Below are 18,875 nucleotides of genomic sequence, written 5' to 3' on the forward strand. Positions count from 1 at the left end.
CCGCGCCATTTCCGTTACAAGCCGCCGCCATGTTCAACGTCATCAACGTCTCCAAGGCCTATGGGCCCAAGAAGCTGTTCGAGGAGGTCAACGTCGCCTTCTCGCCGGGCCGCCGCTACGGCCTGACCGGTCCGAACGGGGCCGGCAAGTCCACGTTCATGAAGATCCTCGCGGGTGACGAGGAGCAGGACATGGGCGACATCATCCGCCCGCGGAAGCTGGGCATCCTGCGCCAGGACCACTTCCGCTACGAGAACGACCGCGTCATCGACGTGGTGCTGATGGGCAACCGCCACCTGTGGGCGGCGATGGACGAGAAGAACAAGCTCCTGGCCAAGTCCGACATCACCGAGGAGGACGGCAACCGGCTGGGTGAGCTGGAAGGCGTCATCGCGGAAGAGGACGGCTATTCGGCGGAGAGCGACGCGGCCACGCTGCTGGCCGGCCTGGGCATCGAGGAGTCCTTCCACGAAGAGCCCATGCGCCAGCTCACCGGCGGCCTGAAGCTGCGCGTGTTGCTCGCGCAGGCGCTGTTCGGCAAGCCGGAAGGATTGCTGCTGGACGAGCCCACGAACAACCTGGACATCGACTCCATCCGCTGGCTGGAGAACTTCCTCCATGCGTATGAGGGCGTGCTGATCACGATCAGCCACGACCGGCACTTCCTGAACTCCATCTGCACGCACATCGCGGACATCGATTACGAGACCATCATCCAGTACACGGGTGGTTACGACGACATGGTCCGGCAGAAGTCGCAGCTGCGGACCCGGGTCGAGTCCGAGACGGAGGAGAAGAAGAAGAAGATCGCCCAGCTGCAGGACTTCGTGGCGCGCTTCCACGCGGGTACGCGTGCGTCGCAGGTGCAGAGCCGCATCAAGCAGATCGACAAGCTGAAGACGGAGGACCTGAAGCGCTCGAACATCGCGCGGCCGTTCATCCGGTTCGACCAGAAGGTGATCAGCGGCCGTCAGACGCTGATGTTCGAGGGCCTGCAGAAGTCCTTCGACGGCGTGCCGGTCATCAAGCCGTTCAAGGGGCTGGTCTGCAAGGGCGAGCGCATCTGCGTCATCGGCCGCAACGCCGTGGGCAAGTCCACGCTGGTGAAGATGCTGGCGGGGCAGCTGCAGCCGGACGCGGGCACGATTACGTGGGGTCACCAGGCGACGGTGGGCTACCTGCCGCAGGACCACCACGGCGTCATCCACAAGGGCACGACGTGCTTCGGCTACCTGCGGGAGATCAGCGAGAAGCTGACCAACGAGGAGATTTCGGGCGTGCTGGGCCGGATGCTCTTCTCGGGTGAGGAGCGGATGAAGCCCACGGACACGCTCTCCGGTGGTGAGACGGTGCGCGTGCTGTTGTCGAAGCTGATGATCACGCAGGACAACGTGCTCATCCTGGACGAGCCGACGAACCACCTGGACCTGGAGTCCATCGCGGCGCTGGCGGAAGGCCTGTCGAAGTTCGACGGCACGGTCATCTGCGTGACGCACGACCAGGAGCTCATCTCCGAGGTCGCGACGCGCATCTGGAGCCTGGAGGCGGGCAAGGAAGTGCTCGACTTCAACGGCCCGTATTCGGAGTTCATGGAGAAGCACGCGGACGCGGCGCAGAAGCGCCGGTAGTCAGCGCAGTCATTCGAGGCAGTGCCCACGCCGCCCGTTTCCGGTGCTTCCGGAAGCGAGGCGGCGTTTTCGTGGGCTGGCGGAGCGGGTCGTGGAGTACCCGCAGAGAGGGGGACTGGTTGGCCTGACGAGGTTCAACGTAGTTTGTGCGAATGCTCAAACTGTTTGACCGTTTCGCAACGTTGGCCCTGGCTGTCTTGCTCGCAACCGCGTGTTCACCCGCGGATGCTCCTCTGGAAACCGACTATTCACAGGAGAGCCAGCCGCTGAGCGTTCTGACTGGCTCCTTGAATGTGGGTCGGACCTCATTCGCACTCACCTTGCTCCAGGACGGAAAGGTGCTCGTGACCGGGGGGTATGGGTTTAATAACTCCTCCGGTGCGAACGGCAGCCTCTCCAGCGTGGAGCGCTATGATCCCGCGATGGGGCTGTTCAGCCTCGTCTCCAGCATGGCGAACGGCCGCAACGGACACACGGCCACGCTGCTGCAGGATGGTCGGGTGCTCGTGGTCGGCGGTTACGTCAGCAGTCCTTCATCCGGGGTGACGAAGACCGTGGAGCTCTACAATCCGGCCACGGGCACCTGGTCGAACGGAGCGCCCACGTTGTATTCCCATGCGAGGCACACCGCGACGCTGCTGCTGGATGGTCGGGTGCTCATCGCCGCTGGCACGGACGCGATTACGTCGACCCCGCATGGCACGTCTGGCTGTGAAATCTACAACCCCGTGACGAACAGCTGGTCGTGGTGTAACTCGCTGCCGCAAGTCCGCATCGGGCACACGGCGACGCGCCTTCTCAACGGCAAGGTGCTGTTGACCGGCGGGGCTGAGTTCGACACCAACGGCCTCAGCACCCCCATGCACCCGGTGGAGTTCGATCCCTCGACCAACACCTGGACGACGCGGACGAGCCCGTTCGTCAGCCGGCTCAATCACCAGGCGTTCCTTCTGGCAAATGGTTCGGTGCTGTTGACCGGCGGGATCCCCATCATGGGGGGGACCTTCAACGAGGCGGAGCTGTACAATCCGGCCACGAACACCTGGTCCGCGACGGCGGCGCCCGGTTGGCGTACCAATGCGGCAGGGGCAGTGCTTGCCGACGGCCGCGTCCTGGTCGCCAGTGGGTATTACGCCGGCGCGTTGGCCTCGTCGGTGATCTATGACCCTGTGACTGCCACCTGGACTGCCGGTGACTCCCTGGTCACCCGCCGACACGAGGCCCAGGCGGTCCGCTTGAACGACGGCCGCGTGTTGTTCGTCGGCGGTTATGACGCGAGCAGCGTGCGTACCCCTGACGCCGAGCTGTTCACGGCCTGTGCTCCCTCGGTGACCTGCGCCTCGGAAGGGAAGAACTGCGGTGCCATTCCAGATGGCTGTGGCTTCACCCTGAATTGCGGAACCTGCGGCACCGGACAGCTCTGTGAAGCCAACGTCTGCGTGAGCTGCACGCCGACGACCTGCGCAGAGCAAGGCAAGAACTGCGGCAGCATCCCTGACGGCTGCGGCGGCACGCTCTCGTGTGGCTCTTGCAGCGGGACTGACGTTTGTAACGCGAACGTCTGCGTGAGCTGCACGCCCACCACCTGCGCGGCGCAGGGCCGGAGTTGCGGCCCCCTCTCGGATGGATGCGGTGGAACGCTCTCCTGCGGAACCTGCGCGGCGGGCAACACCTGCGGCTCCGCGGGCGTCTGCATCGACTCCACGCCCCCCACCGTCTCCCTCACCGCACCGACCGTGGGCGCAATCGTGAACGGGATGGTCGCCCTGACGGTCACCGCGAGCGACAACACGGGCGTCGCCCGGGTCGAGTTCTACTTGGGCGGCTCGCTCATCGGCAGCGTCTCCACCTCGCCGTACACCTACTACTGGAACAGCACCACCGTGGCGAACGGCGCCGCCACCCTCCAGGCCAGGGCCTATGATGCCACTGGCAATGCGACCTCCGGCTCCACCGTGAGCGTGACGGTCTCGAATGGGGCGACCAGCACCGTCGCCTACGGCGCGGGCAATACCAGCAGCGCCCAGACAAACACGTTCAACCTCTCCATCCCCCTGGCCGAGGGCCAGACCCTCGCCTTGGGGACCTGCGGCCTCTCCGGGGCGACCTTCAACGGGAACACGGTCCTGCGCCTCTACAGCCCCACGGGCTTGCAGGTGGCCTTCAACGATGATGCGTGTGGTGGCTTGGGCTCAAGCTTCGCATACACGGTGCCGTCGGGTGGTGGCGGGACCTATCAGCTCCGCGCCGGCTGCTTCGCAAGCGACAGCTGCAGCGGCACCATTTCCTGGAGCGTGATCGGCGCTTCTACCCCGCCCCCGGCGGGCGGCAACACGCTTCCCTACAGCACGACCAACACCAGCAGCGCCCAGATGAACACGGTCAACAAGTCCATCGCATTGGCCGCGGGCCAGAAGCTCACCCTGGGGACCTGTGGCGTCACCGGGGCGTCCTTCATCGGAGACACCTATCTGCGCCTCTACGGTCCCACGGGCTCGCAGGTGGCCTTCAACGATGATGCGTGTGGTGGCGCGGGCTCAAACTTCACCTACACCGTGCCGGCAGGCGGTGGCGGCGGATACCAGCTCCGCGCGGGTTGCTACTCTAGCGGCAGCTGCAGCGGCACCGTGGCCTGGACCATCCAGTAACGACTGACGCGGCGGTCAAGCGCCGGTAGTCCCGCGTCACATCCGCAGGCAGTGCCAACGCCGCCCGTTTCCGGTGCTTCCGGAAGCGAGGCGGCGTTTGGCTATTCGGGACAAGGGAAGCGGATGAGCAAATGCATGAATGCGCTTTGAGTCACGATGGAATCAGCCGTGTTCGATCCGTCCCCCGAAATCATCAATGGCGAGACTCGCATTGGCGAAAAGTTGGGTCCACAGACCATGGAGCTGACCATTGCGAAAGCTCGGAGGCTGCTGTCGCAAAGCCTGAAGCTCCTTACGCGCATAGTTCTGTAGGCGCAGCAGCGCGTCGCTGCGAGTTTCAGGACTGACTCGCTTTAGCAGCGATGCCGGCACCAGCCATGCTTTCAAGCGTCCCTCTCGCTCAGCAACCAACTGAATGGCGGGATCGGCTTCGCGCCAACCGAACAAGCCCTTCAGGGGATACGTATCAAGCAGGAGGAAACCATGACTATGGGCCTTTTCCCCGACAGGAATGTGCATGTCCTCGACGATGAGCAGAAATCCGCTGGGGCGCAGGCGTCGAGCGAGCGCCGATCCGGGGCCGAGCACTGAAAGCCACTGACCTGGCGGAATCTCGTGCAGGACATTGCACATGATCGCTACGTCGACACTCTCGGCATCGAGCTGCGACTCCAAGTCAGCCTCCCCCCTGAAGTGCCGCACGGCCGACGCCCCCGCACCGTATATTGCATCAATCAACGAAGTGCATTGGTCGCGGTCATCCGCAGATGCATCAAGAGCACGATAATCAACGACCCCTGTGAACGGCTGGCTATCATTGTGAGCTTCGCGCAGCGCCGCCAGCAACCGTCCCTTCCCTGCGCCGAAATCAAGTAGCCGGAGTGGCTGGGAGGGACGACGGAATGCATGGATTGCGTTGCGGATCTGCTGAAGCTGGGGGTCGTCGCCATCCGTCATCACAACGGCGGGAGGGAGCAAGCAGTCTGCTGCAAAACGGTTGCTTGCAAACTGCGCGGGCAGCTGGAGAAATGCCTCCAGGCGCTCACGACCGTGCTCATCTCCAAGCAAGCCGGTGAGCACAAGCTCTGGATCTCGACCAACCCACCTCACCTGGCCTCCGCGGACGAACCATAGAGAATCGGTTGGCGCCCAAGCGAGTATGGACAATGAGTGAGTCGCAATCCAGAGCTGTCCGTCAGGTGTCGCTTTGCGGAGCGTTTCGAGCACGTCAACCACTGCCGCAGGATGCAGGTGAGTCTCAGGCTCATCCAAGAGAAGAACAGCTTCGCTCAATCGCATGCCCTGAGCATGCAATGCAACAGCCAGCTGCAGCAAAAGCCGCTGTCCCTCAGACAAACCAGCTGTTGGGATAGCGCGACCCCAGAGTGCAGGGACACCATCAAGGTTCCGGTTGAGCTGTGTGCCTAGAAGCCTCCTGATGTCGTCACACAAGCGCTGATAATCTTCAACTGCCTTTATCTTTTCAGATTCCGTTATCGTTACCTGCGGGTGGGTGGCGTGGAACCAGCGGTCCTGCACGTTGCCAATGTACGCCAGGCAGCCTTCCTGCAGAAATTGAAATCCAACACCCTTACTCACCTCAGCTGCCGCTGCGAGCGCGTTCCTTCGTATCGTGTCAGATGGATCCACAAGTCCGCCTGGCCGAGGCACATAATGATAGACAGGCCTATCATCCCCTGCGTGATTGAGCGCAATCATGCTCGCGAGCGCCATGGTGTCTTCGTATTTTTGAAGCCATTGCTCAACAGCCTGAATTTGAAACTGTATCTGCGCGAAATTGTCTTCTCTACTCATGGCCGCGCGGGCGTTGCGCAATTGCTCCAGTTGTCTCCGCCGTCCCACCACCTGATCCTGAAGGTCACTTAACTTCAACGGCGTAGGATGGTCCGCAACTGCCAGAAAAACAGAATGCAGCAGCCGTGACTTGCCACCCCCATTGGGTCCTGCAAGCACAACCACGGATCCCAGCCGGTTCATATTCGTCCGGCCCAGGCCTTTTCCTTCGTAGTCCGCAGGAAGCTTCACTTCCGTGATACGCATCAGTCCTCCTGGCTCGCTAAAGCGCGACCATCATACCCGTCCAATGGGGCGCGTTGAAGGCGTTCGCCATGTGCCATCCGTCCTCCATGAGTTCTGGCGCCAGGGGCGACTGGCCTACGACGACCTAGCGAAGACTGCTTGGCGTTGAATAGCCTCCAGAACAAGGCGCCGAAATCGCCGCCAGACACTGTGCGTCAGTGGGTATGATGCAGGGCCATGTACCCGAGACGCCATCTCCTGGCCCGTGGCCCGTGGTTGTTCGATCTCAGACCGCGTCGGCTCATCGTCTTCCACGGAGATGAAGGCGTGCGCCGGGAGGCAAGTGGAGACGTGCCGGATTCCCCATCCGCGCCCGTGGTGCTCGCCGCGCTCGACGAGGCAAAGAACGTCTGGGTGGGAAGCGGGGATCGGCGTGTCTTCTCCGTGGGGGCCGGCGCGAGCGCTCCCGTCCAGGCCTTTCCGAGGGAGTGCTTCGATCTCACCACCGATGGGGACCGGCTCATCGGAACCGTGGTGGACGGCGCTCTCAAGCTGACCACCCTCTTCACGACCGATGGGTTCGGGCAGCGGTGGGAGCCCATGACCTTGCCCAAGCCCGTACCCGCCACGCACGGGTATGGGTATTCCGAGGGGCGCCCCCACCGTCAGTCCCCCGATGGGGCGTTCCTCGACACGAGCCCCTTTGGCATCACCGTCGTGGAGAAGGGCCGGGGCCGCGTCTACGTGGTCCGCCCGGGGGCGGCGCAGCCGGAGGGAGCGCTCCAGTTGGAGCCGGGCCATGAGCAGGACATCTGGCGGGCCCTGGCCACTCCCAACGGCGTGCTCCTCCTGCTCGTCATCAACTACCGGCAGACGGCGCTCCTCCACTTCGCGCTCGATGGCACCCTGCTCGGCTCCATCCCGGAGAGCGATGATGAGGATGAGGATGCGGATGAGTTGACCTGGGGCGGTGCCGGGGTGTGCGTCCTTGACGCTGCCCGGGCGCTCCTCTTCGTGCAGGACAAGACCCTCCTGGTGTCCCTGCCCGGGCTCCAGGTGCTCGAGACGCTCGTGGGAGAGTGGACCCACTTCGTGTCCGTGACGCCAGCGGGGCCTGACCGGTGGTGGGTGGGCGCCGAGGACAGTGACGCGCTCTTCCTGCTCACCGCCGAGCCCGGACACCCCTTGCGCCTCCACGCCGCGAACCGTCCGGTGAGCCCGGGCGCGCCGCTCATGCACGTGGGCTACAAGACGCCCGCAATCCATTGGACCGAGCACACCTCGGCGCCGCTGGCCGTGGCCGCGCCCGTGGCCGAGACGTGGCGGGCGGTGGTGCGCAATGACGGGACCGCGTGTGAGGCGGTGCGGGTCCGGGTGTCCGGAGTGCTCGTTGGCGCTCGCGTGGTGGACGTGAGCGTGCGGTATCGCGGCCAGCCGCTCCCGATGGTGGAGGAGCACCGCGTGAACCTCGTGGGGGCTACCGCCGGACTGGAGGCAGGGGCCAACGCGGAGCTGGAGGTGACCTTCAAGCCCCGGAGCGAGGGCTCGGGATCGCTGACCATCACCGTCGAGCCGTGCTCCTGGCAGTGGCAGGGCAAAGACGAGCCTCGCGTCCTCGCGGTGACGGGCCATCCGGCATCCGCCCAATTCCTGCTCACGGTGGAGTAGCGCGAACCGCGCCCCCTGTCCTCGATCAGCTCATGACGGTCGGGGTGTCGCTCGCGGTGACTTGCTGGATGAGCTGGGCCACCTGCTGAGGGGTCACCGGCTCACCCGCCGAGAGGATGAACTCCTCCAGATCCGCCTGGAACGCGCGGCAATCCGGGTAGCGCTGGTCCCGCTCCCTGGCGAGCGCACGGCCGAGGATGGCTCGAAGAGCGCCGGGCAGGTCCGGCCGGTGCCGCTCGGCGGGCACCATGGGCTCGGACAAGACGGCTTGAATCACGTCCCAGTCGGACTTGGACTCAAAGGGCTTGCGCGTGGTGAGCAGCTCATAGAGCACCACACCGAGCGAATAGACATCCACCCGCCGGTCCACCGGCCCGCCCCTGATGTCCTCGGGCGCCATGTACACGTGCTCGCTCAGGAAGGGGGTGAAGTATCGAGGTGTCCACCGGGCCCGGAAATGGTCGATGCCGAAGTCCACCACCTTGGCCGTCCCCTGGCGCGACAGGAGGACGTTGTACGGCCGGATGCAGCGGTGGATGAGCCCCAGTGGCTGGTTCGTCTGGGGGTCGGTGAGGTCGTGGGCGTAGGCGAGTCCCTCGCAGGCTTGCGAGATGATGCGCGCGCACAGTGTCGCCGGCAGAGTCATCCTCTGGTTCGCCAGGTGCCTGATCACCCTGCTCAGGCCAGGCCCATCGATGTGCTCCCTGGCGAGGAAATACGTGCCGTCCGCCTCACCGAAGTCGAGGACCTGCACGATGTGCGGGTGCGTGATCCGGGCGGCGCTCATCGCCGTGTCGAGGAACATCTCCGGGAAGTCCACCTGCTCGGCCATGTCCGGCCGGAGGCACTGGAGCACCAGCGTTTTCGCGAAGCCCTGTGGGCCGGCCGTCTTGGCCAGATAATCCTCGATGATGCCTTCGGCGAGCAGGCGGATGCGCTGGTATTTGCCGACGTGGGAGGTCACGAGACCTATCATCGCCGGTATTGGAACGGGTCGTGTAGCGTCATCAGGGCCATGACCCGTTACCGCTTCCTTGGGCTTCTGCTGGCGCTGCTTCCTCTCCATGTCGGCGCGGTCCCCATGCCCGTGGAGCAGTTGGTGGGCATCTGGGGAAGTGAGCGCGTCCTCGGCCCTCAAGTCCGAGGCGAACTCACGCTGGTTCGGGATGGCAACAACTGGCGCGCACGCATCGCGGGCTTCGACGTCCCGGCCCGGATCGACGGCCGGAAAGTGTCTGTCGTCATGCCCGGAGGCCAGGGTGAGCTTCGAGCCACGCTGGCGGAGCACGGCCAGGGCATCACTGGCCACTGGATCCAGCCTCCCGTCCTCATGAGCGGGATGAAGTTCGCCACGCCGGTGGAGCTGCGATCGCTTCAGCCGGGTGTCTGGCGAGGAGTCGTGGCACCGCTGGAGGACCGGTTCTCGCTGTATCTCGTCGTCCAGCAGCAGCCCGACGGCTCCGTGACGGCGTTCATCCGCAACCCGGAGCGGAACTTCGGCAACAGGATGCTGTTCCGCGTGGACCTCCAGGACCGCACGGTCCGGCTCACGTCCACCAAGGGCGACACCCAGATCGAAGGCACCTTCGACGCCCAATCCGGACGGCTGTCCCTCCCCTACCCTCCCTTTGACACGACGTTCGACTTCACGCGCCGGGACCGGTCCCAGGCCGTGGGCCTCTACTCCCGCACGCCCGCGCCTGGTCCCTACGCCTACCAGAAACCCATCGCGGAGGACGACGGCTGGACCACAGCCTCCCCCACGGACGTCGGCATGGACGTCCAACCGCTCCAGCAGCTCGTGCAGCGCATCCTCGACCAAGAACCAAGCCCGGAGCCCGCCCCTGCCATCCAGGGGCTGCTCATCGCGCGTCACGGGAAGCTCATCGTCGAGGAGTACTTCCAGGGCTTCGACAAGGAGCGCCCCCACGACCTGCGCTCCTCCTCCAAGTCCTACGCATCCCTGCTGATTGGCATTGCGCTGGACCAGGGTGCCCCCTTCACCGTGGACACGCCCGTGGTCTCCCTGCTCCCCGAGTACAAGGGCAAGCTCTCCAACCTGGACGCGCGCAAGCGCAAGCTCACCGTCGCGAACCTGATGACCATGTCGACAGGCCTTGCCTGTGACGACGATGACCCGGCCTCACCTGGCAACGAAGACCGGCTCGATGACTCCGTGCCGGATTGGTACAAGTACACGCTCGACCTGCCCATGGTGCGCGCGCCCGGCGAGAAGGCCGTGTACTGCTCCGCGAACATCAACCTGCTGGGCGGTGTCCTCCACAACGCCACCCGCATGTGGATCCCGGAGTTCTTCACGAAGAACGTCGCATCTCCGCTCCAGATGCGCGGCTACCACGTCGACCTGATGCCGAACGGCGAGCAGTACCTGGGCGGCGGCATCTACATGCGTCCACGCGATGCGCTGAAGCTCGGGCAGCTCTACCTCTCCGGCGGAACGTGGAACGGCAAGCGTGTGGTCAGCCAGCGCTGGGTGGAACGATCCACCGCGAACCACGCGACGATGCAGGATGGACGGACCTATGGCTACACGTGGTGGCGCCATGAGCTTCGCGTTGGCGACAAGGTGTATTCACAGTACGAAGCCAGCGGGAACGGGGGACAACTCGTGATGGTTGTCCCGGAGCTGGACCTCGTCGTGCTCTTCACCGCGGGCAACTACAACCACGTCGCCCTCTGGCGGAAGTTCCGTGAGGAGTTGCTGCCCCGCTTCATCCTGAGCGCGGTCACCGCGAAGTAACGCTCCCTCTGATAACTTCCCCAGCCCTCATGAGAACCCTCAGCCTGTTCCTGATGGCCCTGACGTGCGCCCTCTTCCTGCCCGCGTGCGGCGAACCCGATTGCACTCCCGAGAGCTGCGCGGACGGCTGCTGCTCCGCGAGCAACCTCTGTATCCGCGATCGCGGCGACGCCCTCTGTGGCCCCAACGGGGGTCTCTGTGAGGGCTGTCCCGAAGGCAATGTCTGCCGGCTCGACACGAAGGCCTGCTACGCGGGCGTGATGCGGACGCGGGTGCAGCCCCGCCGGGCCGTCATCGCCGACGTCGACCCGGACAATGGCGAGGACTGGGACTCCGACGGCTCCCCGCCGGACGTCGTCGTGGAGATGCGCTGCCCCTCCGCCCCGGAGCTTTCCCGCACCGCCGAGGATGAGAGCTGGGACCCCGAATGGCGCTCGGGCAGCTGCGAGGTCATCTCCTCCAACCTCCTCGATCATTCCATCGAGATCTCCATCTTCGACAACGACGACTTCGCCCTCGATGACGAGTTCGGCACCATCCACTACCAGGTCACCCGCTCCGACCTGAACCGGGGCCGCTTCGAGATCGCCATCCCACCGGCGGTGCAGACCCTGGTCTTCGACCTGACCCACACCTATTCGCCCCAGTGAGCCGCCCCCGGGTGTAACCGGCCGCGCATTCCTGGCGTACCCCAGGACATGCGCCTCCCCTCCCTCCTGCTCCTGTGCTTCGCCGCCTGCGGTCCCTCGTCCTCGGTGGATGAAGGGCTCGGCGTCATCCAGGAACTCGACACCTCGGAGCAGGGCATCACCGCGTTCGTACGCGCGGGCCAGTACAGCGCCTGGCTCGCGGAACCTTCCGTCCACGAAACGCGCGCCCCTCACGGCAGCAAGGTCCGCGTCTTCTTCAACGACGTCGTGGAACGCTCGCTGCGCGACGGCAATGCCATCCATCCCGTAGGCAGCATCCTCGTGAAGGAGCTGTTCGAGGACGACGGGAAGACGCTCCGGGGGCACGCGCTGGACGTGAAGATCGCCGAAGGCCCCGGCAAGGACACCTGGATCTTCTACGAGGGCTTCGGCCCGGATTACTCCAACAACTACTACGGCCGCGCCCACTCCACCTGTCATGGCTGCCATTCCGACGGGAAGGACTACGTCACCTCCCCGCTGCCCTGAAAAGACAGCGGGCGGCCCCCTCGCGAGGACCGCCCGTCGTGGAGCTCCGCGAAGGCGCTACCGCGCCGAGGACTTGCGGCGCATCAGGAACACGCCCAGGCCCACGCCCGCGGCCCACTTCGCCGCCGCGGCCAGGGGCGTCTTGCTCAGGGGCACCGGCCGGGCCTCGTAGCCCGGCTGGGGCGGGATGGGACGGAAGTCCGTGGCGCCGGGCAGGTTCGCGCCCTGCTCCTCCGCCTCCGTCTTCGTCACGTTCGGTCCAGGCGCATCCGGATCACGCTGACCCGGCGACTTTCCGTCCGGCGACTTGTGCTCGAGGATGCCGTTGATCTCCGCGCCCAGCAGGATGACCTGGCAGGAGATCCACATCCACAGCAGCATCACGATGACACCGCCGATGGCGCCGTAGTTCACGTCATACGAGCCGAAGTTCGCCACGTACATGGAGAACGCCCACGACGCGGCCACCCAGATGAGCACGGCCACGATCGAGCCCGGCGTGATGAACTTGAACTTCTGCTTCACGTCCGGAAGCACGTAGTAGAGCACCGCCAGCAGGCACATCATCAACAGGCCGGCCACCGGCATGCGCAGCCAGAGCAGGATGCCGCTGAGCGGCTCGCCCAGCTTGTTCGCGATCGCCGGCGTCACGATCGCGACGATGGCCGCCAGCACCACCGTCAACGCCGTCCCCAGCGTCGTCAGCAGCGCGATGCCGCGCTTCTTCCAGAACGGACGCTTCTCCTCCACGCCATAGACCGTGTTGAGCGCTTCCATCAGCGCCACCACACCGCCCGACGCCGCCCAGACCGCGCCCACGCCACCGATGGTCAGCAGCCCTACCGGATTGCTGCTCGCCAGCGCCTCCAGGCGCTCGCCCAGGATCTTCGTCACCTCCTGCGGCGCCACCTTCGACATCTCCTGGATGAGCTGCTGCGCCTGGTGCGGATCAATCAACACACCGGCCAGGGACACGAGAAACAGCAGGAACGGGAAGAGCGCGAGGATGCCCTGGAACGTCAACGCCCCCGCGACGTTGCCCACGTTGTCGCGACCCCACTCGTCCTTGAGGGACTTGAAGAACTCCTTCCAACTCATTCCCTTGCCGGGCAAGACCATGCGTCTCCTCCTCGAAGGAGATTGGGCATTCCATCCCCCGGCTGGCTTCCTCCCCAGGGACGTTGCCTGTCTCCCTGCCTGCTCACCGCGCAGGATGTGGGGAATGACAAGCCCCGCCTCACGCCTGCCCGGCCGCCTTGAATCAGTAGGAAGGCAACACAAGCGCGTCCTTCAACCGGGGCGCTCGCTGATCCTTCACCGACAGCAGGGGTTCCTTCACGGGCCAGGGAATGGCCAGGTCCGGATCATCCCAGGCCACGCTCCGCTCGGACTCCGGGGCATACAGCGCGGTGCACTTGTAGAAGAAGTCCGCCGAGTCGCTCAGCACGCAGAACCCATGCGCGAAGCCCGGGGGAATCCACAGCTGCCACTTGTTCCCCGACGACAGCTCCGCCCCCATCCACCGGCCGAACGTGGGCGAGCCCTTCCGCACGTCCACCACCACGTCCCAGACCGCGCCCGCCAGCACCTGCACCAGCTTCCCCTGCCCGTCCGGCTCCTGGAAGTGCAGGCCCCGCAGCGTGCCTCGCACCGACCGCGACAGGTTGTCCTGCACGAAGGGGCCCGGGATGCCCGCGTCCACGTAGCGCTGCGCGTGGAACGTCTCCACGAAGAAGCCCCGCGAGTCCCCGAACACGCGAGGCTCCAGCAGCAGGACGCCGGGAAGCTCCGTGGTCTGCACCTTCATGGCGCCGTCCCCCGGGTCCCCAGGAGCGCCTTCAGGTACTGACCGTAGTCGTTCTTCAACATGGGCTCCGCGAGCGCCTCCAGCCGCGCCTCGTCGATGTAGCCCATGCGGTAGGCGATCTCCTCCGGACAGGCGATCTTCAGGCCCTGGCGGCGCTCGATGATCTCGATGAACGACGACGCCTGCATCAGCGACTCGTGCGTCCCGGTGTCCAGCCACGCGTAGCCGCGCCCCATCAACTCCACCGTGAGCTGGCCGCGGCGCATGTACTCCGCGTTGACGTCGGTGATCTCCAGCTCACCCCGCTTGCTGGGCTTCAGCGCCGCCGCGATGTCCAGCACCTGGTTGTCGTAGAAGTACAACCCGGTGACGGCGTAGTTGGACCGGGGCTTCGCGGGTTTCTCCTCGATGCTGATGGCCCGGTTGCCCGGCGCCAGCTCCACCACGCCGTAGCGCTGCGGATCCTTCACCTGGTAGCCGAACACCGTCGCCCCGGACGTGCGCCGCGCCGCGCGCCGCACCAGTTCGGTCAGGCCGTCGCCGTGGAAGATGTTGTCCCCCAGGATGAGCGACACCGAGTCGCCTCCCACGAAGTCGCGGCCCACGATGAACGCCTGCGCCAGGCCTTCCGGGCGGGGCTGCTCCGCGTACTGGAAGGACATGCCCCACTGCTCGCCGTCGCCCAGCAGGTCGCGGAAGCGCGGCAGGTCCTGCGGCGTGGAGATGATCAACACGTCCCGGATGCCCGCCAGCATCAGCGTGGTCAGCGGGTAGTAGATCATCGGCTTGTCGTAGACGGGGAGCAGCTGCTTGCTCACCACCAGCGTCAGCGGATACAGGCGCGTCCCCGAGCCTCCCGCGAGGATGATTCCCTTCATCCCGCCTCCCCGGCCCGGGCCTCGAGCCAGCTCGCATGGAAGCGCTTCAGCGACTCCGCGAGCGCCAGCGGCTTCTCCGACAACTGCTCCCGCGCCTTGTCCGTCAACAGCCCGCTCTTCAGCGGCCGGGGCGCCGACAGCTTCAGGTCCGCCATCCGCGTGGGCACCACCAGCCCCGCGTCGAACCCGAACACGCCGCACAGCGCCCGTCCAAAGGCCACGCGGTCCAGCACCGTGCCGCCACAGGTGTTCCACGTCCCGCCCAGCCGCCGCTCGCCCAGCTCCACCAGCATGGCGGCCACGTTGTCGGCGAAGCTGGGGGACACGACCTGATCCTCGAAGAGCTTCACCGGCTGCCCCGCCGACAGCGTCTTCACCAGCCACGCGCCGAAGTTGAGCCGGCCCTCCACCGGTGGCCAGCCGTACACCACCGCGGTCCTGGCAATCGCGCACCCGGGAGAGAGCACGCGCGCGGCCTGTTCGCCCATGTGCTTCGTCACCGCGTAGACGCCGCGCGGGTTCGGCACGGCGTCCTCGGCATACGGGCCCGCGTCGCCGTCGAAGACGTAGTCGGTGGACACGTGCACCAGGTGCGCGCCGGCCTCACGCGTCCAGCGGGCCACCGCCGCCGTGGCGGTGACGTTCGCGGCGTACGCGGCCTCGGGCGCCTTCTCACAGGCGTCCACCTCCGTCATCGACGCGCAGTGGACGACGATCTCCGGCGACAGCCGGCTCAACGCGGGCGCCACGTCCGCCTCGCGCGTGAGGTCCAGCGCCTCGTAGTCGAACGCTCCCACCGCGCGGCGCGGGCCCTTCCCCAACCCCACCACCGAGTGCCCCCGCGCGGCCAGCCGCGCGCAGGCCCGGCGGCCCACCAGCCCGTTCGCTCCCGTCACGACGAAGCGGCTCATGCTCCATGCCCCCGGCGCGTCAGCGTCACGGTGCTCCGGTACGCCCCGCTCAGCACTCGCTCCCACCACTCCGGATGCTCCACGTACCAGCGCACCGTGTCCGCCAGCCCCGCTTCGAAGGAATGCATGGGCACCCACCCCAGCTCGCGCCGGCTCTTCGCCGGGTCGATGGCGTAGCGGCGGTCGTGCCCCAGCCGGTCCGTGACGAACTGGATCAGCGACTCCGGCTTGCCCAGCTCCGCGAGGATGCCCTTCACCAGGTCCAGGTTCTTGCGCTCCGCGCCGCCCCCCAGGTTGTAGACCTGTCCCGCCCGTCCCCGCTCCAGCGCCTGGAGCAGCCCCTGACAGTGGTCCTCCACGTGCAACCAGTCGCGCACGTGCTGGCCGTCGCCGTAGACGGGCAGCGGCTGGTTCCTCAGCGCGTTCACCACCATCCGGGGGATGAGCTTCTCCGGGAACTGGTAGCGCCCGTAGTTGTTCGAACAGCGCGTCACCACCACGTCCAGGCCGTACGTGTGGTGGTACGCCAGCGCCAGCAGGTCCGCGCCCGTCTTGGACGCCGAATAGGGGCTGGAGGGCTGGAGGGGTGACTCTTCCGTGAACGCCCCGGACGGCCCCAGCGAGCCGTAGACCTCGTCGGTGGAGACCTGCACGAACCGCCGCACGCCGTGCACGCGGCAGGCCTCCAGCAGGTGCTGCGTGCCCAGGACGTTGGTGGTGACGAAGACGGCCGGGCCTTCGATGGAGCGGTCCACGTGGCTCTCCGCGGCCAGGTGGAGCACGGAATCGATGGCGTGCGCCTGGAGCACCCGGTCCACGCAGGCCCGGTCGCCCACGTCGCCCTGCACGAAGACGTGGCGGGCGTCGTCCTCCAGGCCCGCGAGGTTCTCCAGGTTGCCCGCGTAGGTGAGCCGGTCCAGGTTGACGACCTTCCAGTCCGGCCGCTCGCGGAGCAGGTAGCGGACCAGGTTGGACCCGATGAAACCGCACCCTCCCGTGACCAGGACGTTCATTGACGTTGACATGGACCCGACCTCGGGGACGCGTGGGCCGCCCTGGCTACTGTGTGGAGGTCCCTCCGTCAAGGCGCCTCAGGCACCCTTGTAAGGGCGGGCTGGACGGTTGTAAGGGAACGCGCGCGTGTCACCGCGACCTCCTCACGGCCCGGGCGGACCCTTGCACATCCACCAGCTGGTCACCCGCCTGGCGTGGGGTGACGCGATTGGCAATCAGGTGCGCTACCTCCAGAGCCTCCTGCGCTCCTGGGGCCACACCTCTGAAATCTACGCGGACACCTGGGACGACGCGTGCCGCGACCAGGTGCGCCCCGCCAAGAGCTACCCGCGGGATGCGACGCGCGACTCCGTGCTGCTCGTGCACCACAGCTTCGAATCAAAGCAGGTGCCGCTCATCGCCCGGTCGCGCGGCCGGAAGCTGCTCGTCTACCACAACATCACCCCCGCCCGGCTCTTCGAGGGCTACGACCGGGGCGCCGTGCTCGCGTGCGACGCCGCCCGCGTGGAGCTGCTCGCGCTGCGCCCGCACGTGGACGGCGCCTTCGCCTACTCGCGCTTCAGCGCGGAGGAGCTGGCCGCCGCGGGCTACCCGCGCGTGGCCGTGCTGCCCTTCGCCATCGACTGGCACACCTTCGACACGCCGCCGGATCCCGCGCTGATGGCGGAGCTGGACGACGGCTGCTCCAACATCCTCTTCGTGGGCCGTGCGGTGCCCAGCAAATACGTGGACGACGTGCTGCGCGTCTTCACCGCGTACCAGCGCCTGTACCAGCCGAAGAGCCGCCTGCTCATCGCGGGCAACATCCACCGCGACGCGCCTTATGGAGGCTTCCTGCACGGCCTCAAGGACCTGCTCGGCCCGGACCGCATCCAGTTCCTGGGCCGCGTCAACGCCGCGCAGCTGTCCGCCTGCTTCGCCTCCGCCACCGCGTACCTGTCCATGAGCCGGCATGAAGGGTTCGGCGTGCCGCTCCTGGAGGCCATGTACCGCGACGTCCCCGTCGTCGCGTACGGCGCCGCGGCGGTCCCCGAGACAATGGGCGGCGCGGGCCTCACCACCTTCTCACGCGAGCCCATGGAAGTGGCGCAGCTGCTCGCGGTGCTGGAGCGCGAACCCGCGCTGCGCAAGCAGGTCCTCGTCGCGCAGCGCGCCCGCGTGGCCGCGCTGTCCCAGAAGGCCGTGGCCGCGCAGGTGCGCACCGCGCTGCAGGACTGGCTGGGAGGACGCGGGCCCGGCCCGGCGGTGGCTTCCTCGCAGGCGCCCGCCATCGAGCTGGTCTGCCCCGGCTTCTCCGCGCGGCCGGAGGCCCCCATGTCGCGGCTCGCCCGCGAGCTGCACCGCCGCCTGCCAGACTCCCGCATCCTCGCCCTCCGGGAACGCGGCGAGGAGCCCGTCCTCTCGCTCGGTCCCCAGGAGATCGAGGGAGCGCCCGTGTGGCACTTCACCCCCGACCAGCCGGTCGGCCCCCCGCCCGAGCCGCTGCCCGGTTCGGCCTCATTGGAGACCGCGGTGCGGGCCTCGTCCGGCAAGGTGGTGCTGCTGGGCACGGACACCGCCGCGGCGCAGGCGGTGCTGGCCGGCGTGGGCCGCCGGAGCTGGGGCGTGCGCGACGCTGCCGCCGCGTCCGACGAGGCGTCGACGGAAGCGGTCCGGCATCATCTGGGGCCCCGGCTGTTGGAGCTGGACCGCTCGGACCTGGACGCGGTGGCGAACGCCCTGGTCCAGGCCCTGTCATCGAAGCGAGGAGCCCGCCATGCACGCCGCTGACCTGCTCACGGCCGAGCCCACCGCCCAGGCCGTGGCCGCCGCCACCGAGCGGCTCCCCGAGCCTTCCGCCGCCGCGCGCGACCAGCTGCGCCGCACGCTGGCCGCGTCCCTTCGCGCCCCCGTCGCGGCCCAGTGGCCGGCGCTGCTCCTGGAGGCGCGCTCGAAGGCGGACGTGCGCTATGTGGAGCCCGCGACATCGCACCGCCCTGTCGTAGGGCCCGTGCTCGTGTTCGCCAAGCGAACGTTCCGCGGCGCGTTCCAGCCGTTCATCAACGAGGTGCTGCGCCGCCAGGTGCACTTCAACGAGGCCATCCTGGACGCGCTCACCGTCGTCATCGAGAACCAGCGCGAGCACGCGCGGACGCAGGCCCTGTGGCGGCGCGAGCTGGAAGCGCGCTTGAAGCAGCTGGAGAAGGATCCGCCGGGCCCCTCTTCACCCTGAGCGCATGGCTGCCTGCTCGACGGACAGCGGCCCCGCCGGGCGTTGACGTAGCAACCTTCTCCGCGCTACATCGGCCCCTCGCTTCGCCTGCCTCGTCTGTCCTGAGGGGGATGCCACGGGGAGAATCAAC

15 protein-coding genes are annotated in these 18,875 nt (G+C 66.8%); 8 read left to right on the forward strand and 7 right to left on the reverse strand.

Annotation, left to right across the window (positions count from 1 at the left end; all coding sequences use genetic code 11):
- Positions 1–29 precede the first annotated feature (29 nt).
- Together D7X32_RS11415 and D7X32_RS11420 are read left to right on the forward strand one after the other, a co-directional pair.
- On the forward strand, positions 30–1,628 hold the full coding sequence (locus tag D7X32_RS11415; protein WP_120602558.1) for an ABC-F family ATP-binding cassette domain-containing protein: 1,599 nt from the start codon (positions 30–32) through the stop codon (positions 1,626–1,628).
- A gap of 338 nt (positions 1,629–1,966) precedes the next feature.
- A complete protein-coding gene (locus D7X32_RS11420; protein WP_158625659.1) occupies positions 1,967–4,276 on the forward strand; it encodes an Ig-like domain-containing protein in 2,310 nt (769 codons plus the stop codon).
- 162 nt (positions 4,277–4,438) lie between these two features.
- Here the strand turns inward: D7X32_RS11420 and D7X32_RS11425 are convergent, their stop codons facing one another.
- Positions 4,439–6,337: an AAA family ATPase gene (locus D7X32_RS11425; RefSeq protein WP_120602560.1), complete on the reverse strand. Its 1,899-nt coding sequence runs from the start codon at positions 6,335–6,337 to the stop codon at positions 4,439–4,441.
- A 330-nt stretch (positions 6,338–6,667) separates the two neighbouring features.
- Here D7X32_RS11425 and D7X32_RS11430 point away from each other — a divergent pair, with 330 nt between their 5' ends.
- Positions 6,668–7,984 carry a hypothetical protein gene (locus tag D7X32_RS11430; protein WP_120602561.1) on the forward strand — a complete coding sequence of 439 codons (1,317 nt, stop codon included), beginning with the start codon at positions 6,668–6,670 and terminating at the stop codon, positions 7,982–7,984.
- Positions 7,985–8,009: 25 nt separating this feature from the next.
- Here the strand turns inward: D7X32_RS11430 and D7X32_RS11435 are convergent, their stop codons facing one another.
- The gene (locus D7X32_RS11435) at positions 8,010–8,948 is read right to left on the reverse strand and encodes a serine/threonine protein kinase (protein ID WP_244238966.1); all 939 of its coding nucleotides are present in this window, start codon (positions 8,946–8,948) and stop codon (positions 8,010–8,012) included.
- A 51-nt stretch (positions 8,949–8,999) separates the two neighbouring features.
- Between D7X32_RS11435 and D7X32_RS11440 the strand changes: the two genes are divergently transcribed.
- Genes D7X32_RS11440 through D7X32_RS11450 form a run of 3 tightly spaced genes read left to right on the forward strand, consistent with a single transcriptional unit; the run spans position 9,000 to position 11,923 of the window.
- On the forward strand, positions 9,000–10,745 hold the full coding sequence (locus D7X32_RS11440) for a serine hydrolase domain-containing protein (protein WP_244238967.1): 1,746 nt from the start codon (positions 9,000–9,002) through the stop codon (positions 10,743–10,745).
- Between the two features lie 29 nt (positions 10,746–10,774).
- Complete coding sequence (locus D7X32_RS11445; RefSeq protein WP_147450110.1) at positions 10,775–11,395, forward strand: hypothetical protein; 621 nt, start codon at positions 10,775–10,777, stop codon at positions 11,393–11,395.
- Positions 11,396–11,443: 48 nt separating this feature from the next.
- Positions 11,444–11,923: a hypothetical protein gene (locus D7X32_RS11450; RefSeq protein WP_120602564.1), complete on the forward strand. Its 480-nt coding sequence runs from the start codon at positions 11,444–11,446 to the stop codon at positions 11,921–11,923.
- Between the two features lie 57 nt (positions 11,924–11,980).
- Here the strand turns inward: D7X32_RS11450 and D7X32_RS11455 are convergent, their stop codons facing one another.
- From D7X32_RS11455 to rfbB, 5 genes are all read right to left on the reverse strand, one after another.
- Complete coding sequence (locus tag D7X32_RS11455; RefSeq protein WP_120602565.1) at positions 11,981–13,042, reverse strand: YihY/virulence factor BrkB family protein; 1,062 nt, start codon at positions 13,040–13,042, stop codon at positions 11,981–11,983.
- A gap of 142 nt (positions 13,043–13,184) precedes the next feature.
- Positions 13,185–13,730: a dTDP-4-dehydrorhamnose 3,5-epimerase gene (rfbC, locus tag D7X32_RS11460; protein WP_120602566.1), complete on the reverse strand. Its 546-nt coding sequence runs from the start codon at positions 13,728–13,730 to the stop codon at positions 13,185–13,187.
- Positions 13,727–14,608, reverse strand: coding sequence for a glucose-1-phosphate thymidylyltransferase RfbA (rfbA, locus tag D7X32_RS11465; protein ID WP_120602567.1), 882 nt, complete (start codon positions 14,606–14,608; stop codon positions 13,727–13,729). The genes rfbC and rfbA overlap by 4 nt, the downstream gene beginning before the upstream one ends.
- The gene (locus D7X32_RS11470; RefSeq protein ID WP_120602568.1) at positions 14,605–15,519 is read right to left on the reverse strand and encodes an SDR family oxidoreductase; all 915 of its coding nucleotides are present in this window, start codon (positions 15,517–15,519) and stop codon (positions 14,605–14,607) included. Before D7X32_RS11470 ends, rfbA begins: the two co-directional genes overlap by 4 nt.
- Complete coding sequence (gene rfbB, locus D7X32_RS11475; protein WP_120602569.1) at positions 15,516–16,532, reverse strand: dTDP-glucose 4,6-dehydratase; 1,017 nt, start codon at positions 16,530–16,532, stop codon at positions 15,516–15,518. Before rfbB ends, D7X32_RS11470 begins: the two co-directional genes overlap by 4 nt.
- Positions 16,533–16,695: 163 nt before the next feature.
- Here rfbB and D7X32_RS11480 point away from each other — a divergent pair, with 163 nt between their 5' ends.
- Positions 16,696–18,303: a glycosyltransferase gene (locus D7X32_RS11480; RefSeq protein ID WP_244238968.1), complete on the forward strand. Its 1,608-nt coding sequence runs from the start codon at positions 16,696–16,698 to the stop codon at positions 18,301–18,303.
- Positions 18,290–18,745 carry a hypothetical protein gene (locus D7X32_RS11485; protein WP_171446439.1) on the forward strand — a complete coding sequence of 152 codons (456 nt, stop codon included), beginning with the start codon at positions 18,290–18,292 and terminating at the stop codon, positions 18,743–18,745. Before D7X32_RS11480 ends, D7X32_RS11485 begins: the two co-directional genes overlap by 14 nt.
- Positions 18,746–18,875 lie beyond the last annotated feature (130 nt).

Origin of the sequence: Corallococcus carmarthensis (genome assembly GCF_003611695.1) — a bacterium.
In the GTDB taxonomy this organism is placed as follows: domain Bacteria; phylum Myxococcota; class Myxococcia; order Myxococcales; family Myxococcaceae; genus Corallococcus; species Corallococcus carmarthensis.